Annotated in this window: 6 protein-coding genes; 4 read left to right on the top strand and 2 right to left on the bottom strand. The window is 74.4% G+C overall.

What is annotated here, in order from left to right; genetic code table 11:
* Positions 1 to 242: 242 nt before the first annotated feature.
* Both ACFWBF_RS32310 and rsmH read right to left on the bottom strand, forming a co-directional pair.
* Positions 243 to 698 (bottom strand): hypothetical protein, encoded by a 456-nt coding sequence (locus ACFWBF_RS32310; RefSeq protein ID WP_385608151.1) that lies wholly within the window; start codon positions 696 to 698, stop codon positions 243 to 245.
* Complete coding sequence (gene rsmH, locus ACFWBF_RS32305; protein WP_385608149.1) at positions 695 to 1,624, bottom strand: 16S rRNA (cytosine(1402)-N(4))-methyltransferase RsmH; 930 nt, start codon at positions 1,622 to 1,624, stop codon at positions 695 to 697. The genes ACFWBF_RS32310 and rsmH overlap by 4 nt, the downstream gene beginning before the upstream one ends.
* A gap of 349 nt (positions 1,625 to 1,973) precedes the next feature.
* On the opposite strand from rsmH, the gene ACFWBF_RS32300 reads away from it, so the two are divergent.
* The 4 genes from ACFWBF_RS32300 (at position 1,974) to ACFWBF_RS32285 (ending at position 7,473) form a co-directional block, all read left to right on the top strand.
* On the top strand, positions 1,974 to 2,525 hold the full coding sequence (locus tag ACFWBF_RS32300) for a beta-class carbonic anhydrase (protein WP_385608147.1): 552 nt from the start codon (positions 1,974 to 1,976) through the stop codon (positions 2,523 to 2,525).
* Positions 2,526 to 2,660: 135 nt separating this feature from the next.
* Positions 2,661 to 3,671 (top strand): AAA family ATPase, encoded by a 1,011-nt coding sequence (locus ACFWBF_RS32295; protein ID WP_385608145.1) that lies wholly within the window; start codon positions 2,661 to 2,663, stop codon positions 3,669 to 3,671.
* Positions 3,671 to 5,056, top strand: coding sequence for a DUF58 domain-containing protein (locus ACFWBF_RS32290; protein WP_385608144.1), 1,386 nt, complete (start codon positions 3,671 to 3,673; stop codon positions 5,054 to 5,056). Before ACFWBF_RS32295 ends, ACFWBF_RS32290 begins: the two co-directional genes overlap by 1 nt.
* A complete protein-coding gene (locus ACFWBF_RS32285) occupies positions 5,053 to 7,473 on the top strand; it encodes a transglutaminaseTgpA domain-containing protein (protein WP_385608142.1) in 2,421 nt (806 codons plus the stop codon). Before ACFWBF_RS32290 ends, ACFWBF_RS32285 begins: the two co-directional genes overlap by 4 nt.
* Positions 7,474 to 7,723 lie beyond the last annotated feature (250 nt).

Genomic DNA, 7,723 nt, shown 5'->3' with positions numbered 1-7,723 from the left:
GCGGTGGCCCGCGCGCGCTCGCCGCCGGGCCGCGGTCTGCCGGGGCCGGGCACCCGCCGCCGCGGGGGCTCCTGCGGGCTCACGCGGCTGCTCCGCGGGGGTGCGCGTGGGCGGCGGCACTGCCGGGGCGCCGCCCCGGACCCCGCGCCTCGAACGCCGGCGGGGCTGGATCTGGGCTGCTGTCGCCTCTTGGCGGGGCGGAGCCCCGGGCTTTGCGTCCCGCAGGGGTCCGGGTCACTGCGTCACCTGCCTGGGGTTGGGTTGGACTGCGGGGCCGCGGGGCCGGGCGGCGCGCCCGACGGGGGCGGGGCGGAGACCGGGGAGGCCGGCGGGGACGGCGGCGGGGGCTCCGCCGCCGGGGAGGCCGTGCCGGTGACCTTGCCGTCGGGGCCGATGAAGACCGGGCTGCCGCCGGGCACCAGGCCCAGCTCCTGCGCCCGCCGCTGCAACGCGTCGGGCGCCGAGTGGCCGTCCACGTCCCGCTGCAGGGCCTGTTCCTCGTCCGTCAGCGCGGTGGTCTCCTTCTTCAGCTTGCTCAGCTGGAAGGAGCCCTGGTTCAGCGCCGAGTTCAGCAGCAGCAGGCTGATCAGGCCGCCGCCGAGCAGCGCCACCACCAGCAGGACGAACGGCGTCAGCGCCGCCTGCCCGGCCGGGCTGCCGGCCAGGGCCCGCCCGAGCCGTCCCCCGCGTTTGTTCACAGCCTCGCCTCCCGGATGCGCTCCACCCCGCGGAAGCGGGCCGGCGCCGCCCGCCGGTTCTCCGCGATCTCTTCTTCCGTCGGCAGCTCCGCACCGCGCGTCAGGAGTTTCAGCTTCGGCTGGTACTTCTCCGGCACCACCGGCAGTCCCGGCGGGGCCGTGGAGGTCGCGCCCGCCGCGAAGACCTGCTTGACCAGCCGGTCCTCCAGCGAGTGGTACGACAGCACCGCGATCCGGCCGCCGACGGCGATCCGGTCCACGGCCGCCGGAATGGCCCTCTCCAGGCCGGACAGCTCCCCGTTGACCTCGATCCGCAGCGCCTGGAAGGTCCGCTTGGCCGGGTTGCCGCCGGTCCGCTTCACCGCCTGCGGCAGGGCGTCGCGGATCAGCTCGACCAGGCGCGCGCTGTTGGAGAAGGGCTCCTTGTCACGCTCGCGGACGACCGCCGACACGATCCGCTTGGCCTGCTTCTCCTCGCCGTACTGGCGCAGGATCCGTACGAGCTCGCCCGGGGCGTACGTGTTGAGGACCTCCGCCGCGCTGATGCCCGTCGTCTGGTCCATCCGCATGTCCAGGGGCGCGTCCTGCGCGTACGCGAATCCGCGGTCGGCCTCGTCCAGCTGCATGGAGGAGACGCCGAGGTCGAAGAGGATGCCCTGCACGGTCGGGATGCGCAGGCTGTCCAGTACCTCCGCCAGGTCGGCGTAGATCGCGTGGACGAGGGTGGCGCGCTCCCCGAAGGGCGCGAGCCGCTCGCCGGAGAGCCGCAGGGCCTCCTTGTCGCGGTCGAGGCCGATCAGGTGCGCCTCGGGGAACCGGGTCAGCAGGGCCTCGCTGTGGCCGCCGAGGCCGAGGGTGCAGTCGACGACGACGGCCCCGGGCCTCTCCAGCGCCGGGGCCAACAGGTCCAGGCACCGCTGGAGCATCACCGGGACATGTCGGGACTCGCTAGTCAAAGCGCCCTCTCAGATAACGGCGCGGCAACCGTACAGAGCCGTACGTACGCGCCGCGCACGCGGTATTTTCCAGGGCCGGGCGGCCCGCCAGGGCCGGGCTCCGGCCGGTTCGCGTCACTTTAGTGCAACGGTCGCCGCGGTCAACGAACCGCCCCGCGCGCGGTGCGCCCCTCTCCCGGTGAACCGGCAAATGGTGCGAATCACCCGGACGGCCGCCCCCGCCTCACCCCTGTGGGTTAGCTCACAACAGGATTTGTTGACCTTCTTTGTCCACCCTCACTCGCTGCCTACACGAGCTGTGACCATTAACGTCTTAAGCATGACGACTTCCGCACACGTGCCCGCTGACTCCGCGCCCAAGGCCACGCGCGTCCGATCCGTCACCGACCGACTGGTTGAGGCGAATCTCGCGTACGCCGCGCAATTCACCGACCCGGGCATGGACGCCCGCCCCGTCCTCCACGTGGCCGTCGTGGCCTGTATGGACGCCCGTCTCGACCTGCACGCCGCCCTCGGCCTGGAGCTCGGCGACTGCCACACCATCCGCAACGCGGGCGGAGTGGTCACCGACGACACCATCCGCTCCCTCACCATCAGCCAGCGCGCCCTCGGCACCCGCACGGTGATACTCATCCACCACACCGGCTGCGGTCTCGAAAGCCTGACCGAGGACTTCCGGCACGAGCTGGAGGACGAGGTCGGCCAGCGCCCCGCCTGGGCCGTGGAGGCGTTCCGCGACGTGGACCAGGACGTCCGCCAGTCCATGCAGCGGGTCCGGACCAACCCGTTCCTGCCCCACAAGGACGATGTGCGAGGCTTCGTCTTCGACGTGCACACCGGACTGCTCCGGGAGATCGATCCGGCCTCGTGAGTGACACAAGGCCGTAACGCCGTCAAGAATGCGGGGAGACGTCACCCGGATACCCTCCGGGCCGGTGTCCGTATTTGGGGTGGGCCGGTGATGCGCCAAGGGCGTCGGCCCTGAGAAAGGGCCGAGGAGAACCAGGTGACCACGTATGACGACCGAGCGAGCCTCGCGGATCTGACCAGCACGGCGGAGCGGGTGCGTCACTCGGTCGAAACCGTGATCGAGGGCAAGCCCGAGGTCGTCCGCCTCGCGCTCACCGTGCTCCTCGCCGAGGGCCACCTGCTCATCGAGGACGTGCCCGGCGTCGGCAAGACCATGCTGGCCAAGACGCTCGCCAAGTCCATCGACTGCTCGGTGCAGCGCATCCAGTTCACCCCGGACCTGCTGCCCTCCGACATCACCGGCGTCAGCATCTACGACCAGCAGCGCCGCGAGTTCGAGTTCAAGCCGGGCGCGATCTTCGCGCAGATCGTCATCGGCGACGAGATCAACCGCGCCTCCCCCAAGACCCAGTCCGCGCTGCTGGAGTCGATGGAGGAGCGCCAGGTCACCATAGACGGCACCACGTACACCCTCCCGAGCCCCTTCATGGTGGTCGCCACCCAGAACCCTGTGGAGATGGAGGGCACCTACCCCCTCCCGGAGGCCCAGCGCGACCGCTTCATGGCCCGCGTCTCCGTCGGCTACCCCAGCCCCGAGGCCGAGCTCCAGATGCTCGACGTGCACGGCGGGATCTCCCCGCTCGACGACCTCACGGCCGTCGCGCACGCCCACGACATCGTCAAGCTCATCGAGGCCGTGCGCGAGGTGTACGTCGCCGAGCCCGTCCGGCGCTACATCGTCGACCTGGTCGCCGCCACCCGCAGCCACCCGGACCTGCGCCTGGGCGCCTCCCCCCGCGCCACCCTGCACCTGCTGCGCGCCGTGAAGGCCTCCGCCGCCCTGGCCGGCCGGGACTACGTCCTGCCCGACGACGTCCAGGCGCTGGCCGCCCCCGTCCTCGCGCACCGGCTGCTGCCCACCGCGCAGGCCCAGCTGGGCCGCCGCACCGCCGAGCAGGTCGTCGCCGACATCCTGCAGCGCACCCCCGTCCCCGCCGCGCACGCGCGCGGCGAGATCCCGCCCGGCGCGGGCGTCCGGGGCTTCTGATGAGCGCCGGTGCCCCGCACGGCGCCGGCGGCCAGGGCGGAGGCGGGTTCGGCGGGCTGCGGGCGTCGCTGTCCGGGCTGACCACCCGCGGCCGGTCCTTCCTGGCCGCCGGAATCGCCGCCGCCGTGTGCGCGTACATGCTCGGCCAGGGCGAACTGCTCCGGGTCGGGCTGCTGCTCGCCGCCCTGCCCCTGATCTGCGTCTACGCCCTGCACCGCACCCGGCACCGGGTCACCGGCAACCGTCGGCTGACCCCGATGCGGGTGGCCGCCGGCGCCGAGGCCCGCGTACAGCTGCGCATGGACAACGTCTCCCGCATGCCCACCGGGCTGCTGATGCTCCAGGACCGGGTGCCGTACGTCCTCGGGCCCCGGCCCCGCTTCGTCCTGGACCGGGTCGAGCCCGGCGGCCGGCGCGAGGTGTCCTACCGGGTCCGCTCCGACCTGCGCGGCCGCTACCCGCTGGGCCCGCTCCAGCTGCGCCTCACCGACCCCTTCGGGCTGGTCGAGCTGACCCGCTCCTTCAGCACGTACGACGTCCTCACCGTCATCCCGCGCACCGAGGTGCTCGCACCGGTCCGGCTGACCGGCGAGTCCTCCGGCTACGGCGACGGCAGCCGGCGCTCGCTGGCCCTGGCCGGCGACGACGACGTGATCCCGCGCGGCTACCGGCGCGGGGACGACCTGCGCCGCGTGCACTGGCGCTCCACGGCCCGCTACGGCGAGCTGATGGTGCGCCGCGAGGAGCAGCCGCAGCGCAGCAGGGCCACCGTCCTGCTGGACACCCGCCGCCTCGCCTACGAGGGCGCCGGGCCCGACTCGGCCTTCGAGTGGGCCGTGTCGGCGGCCGCCTCCACCCTGGTGCACCTGCTGGAGCAGGGGTTCTCCGTACGGCTGCTGACCGACACCGGGGACTGCGTACCCGGCGAGGGCGGCGGCTTCTCCTCCGGCGGCCAGGAGTCCGCCGAGGCGGCCGGGCTGCTGATGGACACCCTCGCGGTGGTCGGGCACTCCGACGGCGCCGGGCTCTCGCGGGCGTACGACGCGGTGCGCGGCGGCGGCTCCGGGGGCGGCGGTTTCGGCGGAGCGGGCGGTGACGGGCTCCTCGTCGCCTTCCTCGGGGACCTGGACAAGGCACAGACCGAGATGGCTGCCAGGCTGCGCCAGCGCAGCGGGGCCGCGGTGGCCTTCGTACTGGACTCCGCGGCCTGGTCCGGCCGGCCCTCGGTCGGCGCGGCCGGCCCGAAGGGCGCGGAGCCGGTGAGCCGGCTGCGCGACGCGGGCTGGACGGCGCTGGCCGTCCCGCCCGGGGTGGCCTTCGGGGAGCTGTGGCAACAGGCCGGGAACGCCCGGGTCGGCACCGGCGCTGCGGGGGGTTGGGGATGAGCGGGCGGGCGAGACTGACGCTGTTCGCGGTACTGGCGACGCTGCTCACCTCGTGGTCGCTGGTCGGGCTGGTGGACACGGCCAGCTGGATGCCGCAGGCGGCGCTGCTGCTGTGCGTGCAGAGCGCGGTGGGCGCCGGGGCGCGGCGGGTGCCGCTGGCCCGCTCGCTGACCGTGGCCTCGCAGGCGCTCGTGTCGCTGCTGGTGCTCGCGTTCGTGTTCGCGGGGAAGGGCGAGTCCACCGGGAACGGGCCGCTGGCCTACCTGGTGACGGACTTCGGCGCGCTGTTCCGCCAGGGCGTCCAGGACGTGGGCGAGTTCGCGATCCCGGCGCCGCTCACCGACGGCATCCGGCTGCTGCTGATGTCCGGGGTGCTGCTGGTCGGGCTGCTGGTGGACGTGCTGGCGGTCACGGCGCGGACCGCCGCGGCGGCCGGGCTGCCGCTGCTCGCGCTGTACTCGGTGGCCGCGGGATTGTCGGGCGGCGGCGAGTCCTCCTGGTTCACGTTCCTGCTGGCGGGCAGCGGCTACCTGTTGCTGCTGCTGGCCGAGGGCCGCGACCGGCTGGCGCAGTGGGGCCGGGTGTTCGGCGCGGCCCCGAGCGGGCGGGTGTCCGCGGCCTCGGGATACGGCGGCGGACCGGACGGCGGCCAGGCCGTCTCCCCCGTGCGCACCGGCCGGCGGCTCGGCGCGGTGGCCCTGGGTCTGGCACTGGCCGTCCCCGCGGTGCTGCCGGCGCTCGGCAGCGGGCTGCTGGGCGGGGCGGGCGAGGGCGGCGGAAGCGGCCCGGGCGGCGGGCAGATCCAGGCGGTCAACCCGCTGGTCTCGCTCCAGAGCAGCCTGAACGCGCAGGACAACCGGGTGGTGCTGAAGTACCGCACGGACAGCCCGCAGCTCGGCGAGCAGTACCTGCGGATCCTGGCGCTGGACGAGTTCAACGGCGTCAAGTGGGAGGCCTCCGGGCGCGCCCTGACCGAGGTGCCGGCCAGGATGCCGAACCCGCCGGGGCTCGGCGAGGAGGTGCGCGCCGACGCGGTCGAGGTGCGGACGAGCATCTCGTCCTCCGAGACGTACGCGCAGCGCTACCTGCCGATGCCGTACCCGGCGACGGGCGTGGACATCGGCGGGAAGTGGCGGTTCGAGCCGGCCGGGCGCACGCTGGTCGGCGACCAGCTGGCCAAGGACAAGTTCCAGAACGTCCAGGGCGCGCAGTACACCGTACGGAGCCTGCTGCTGCGGCCGACGGCCGAGCAGCTGCAGACGGCGCCGAAGCCGAACCCGTTGATCGAGTCGGAGTACACGCAGCTGCCGGCCAACCTGCCGCCGGTGGTCGCCGAGACGGCCCGCCGGGTCACGCAGGGCGCGAAGGACGACTACACGCGTGCGGTGAAGCTCCAGGACTACTTCGCGGTGAACGGCGGATTCCGCTACGACACCAAGGTGTCCTCGGGGACCGGTTCGCAGGCCATCGCCCGCTTCCTGGCGGACAAGGAGGGCTTCTGCATCCACTTCGCGTTCTCGATGGCCTCCATGTCGCGTTCGCTCGGGATCCCGGCGCGGGTGGCGGTCGGGTTCACGCCCGGGGCGAAGCAGTCCGACGGCAGTGTGAACGTCTCGATGCGCGATGCGCACGCGTGGCCGGAGCTGTACTTCGAGGGCGTGGGGTGGACGCGGTTCGAGCCGACGCCGCGCTCGGGCATCACCGTGCCGGACTACAGCCGGCCCGAGGCCCCGCAGACCCAGCCGACGGCTCCGACGGCGGCGCCGTCGAAGAGCGCGGCCGAGCCGTCGGCGGCTCCGTCGAAGACGGACGACTGCCCGCCGGCCATGAAGAGGCTGGGCGAGTGCGGGGGGCCCGCGCTGCGGCAGGACACCGGTTCGGGCGGCGGCCCGTCGCTGCGGTCCGTGCTCACCTGGACGGCGGTCGGCCTGGCCGCGCTCGTCCTGCCCTTCCTGCCGCTGCTGTGGCGGGGCCGGGTGCGCGCCCGACGGCTGGGGTCGCGCGAGGTGCCGGCGGCCTGGCGGGAGCTGGGCGACGCGGCCTGGGACGTCGGGATCACCCCCGACGAGGCCCGGTCCCCGCGCGGCGCGGCGGCGCGGATGGTGGAGCTGGGGCGGCTGGAGCCCGAGGCGGCGGCTGCCGCCGCGCGGATCGCGGGGGCGGTGGAGCGGGTGCTGTACGCGCCGCCCGGCGCTGCCGCGGGCCCGTACGAGGGGCTGTCGGCGGACGTGCTGGCGGTCCGGGCGGGCCTGCTGGCGGGCGTCTCCCGCGGTGCCCGGCTGCGCGCGCTGCTGCTCCCCCGCTCGGCGGCCCGGCTCCAGTGGTCGGCCGCGGCCCGCTGGTCGGCCGTTGCCTCGGCGGCCTCGGCCCGCTGGTCGGCCATCCGCCTGCGCCTGCCCCTCCGCGGCCGCGGCTGAGCCCGCCGCGGCTCCCGGCCCGGGGCCCCGCCCCGTACCCGGGGACGGCGGTGCGGCGAGGCTCGATCCCCCCGAGCCCCGCCGCATCGTCGTTCCACCCCCACCCGGCAGAGATCACCGGCCCGCTCCGCAGCCCCGTGTCGGCGGTGCGGGCCGGGTCCCTGTCCGTTGCCCCCAGTCTGGCGTCCGCGCAGGTGGGGGCCATCCGCGCGCGTACTCATCTCGCGCCTGGGTACGGATACTCAGCCAG

The organism is Streptomyces sp. NPDC060028 (assembly GCF_042736725.1).
In the GTDB taxonomy this organism is placed as follows: domain Bacteria; phylum Actinomycetota; class Actinomycetes; order Streptomycetales; family Streptomycetaceae; genus Streptomyces.
This window is presented reverse-complemented; position numbering and strand designations above follow the sequence as displayed.

Bases quoted from the DNA above. Each gene is read 5' to 3' on its own strand.
- ACFWBF_RS32285 (WP_385608142.1), top strand. From the start codon at position 5,053: ATGAGCGGGCGGGCGAGACTGACGCTGTTCGCGGTACTGGCGACGCTG.
- ACFWBF_RS32300 (WP_385608147.1), top strand. From the start codon at position 1,974: ATGACGACTTCCGCACACGTGCCCGCTGACTCCGCGCCCAAGGCCACG.
- ACFWBF_RS32290 (WP_385608144.1), top strand. From the start codon at position 3,671: ATGAGCGCCGGTGCCCCGCACGGCGCCGGCGGCCAGGGCGGAGGCGGG.
- rsmH (WP_385608149.1), bottom strand. From the start codon at position 1,624: ATGCTCCAGCGGTGCCTGGACCTGTTGGCCCCGGCGCTGGAGAGGCCC.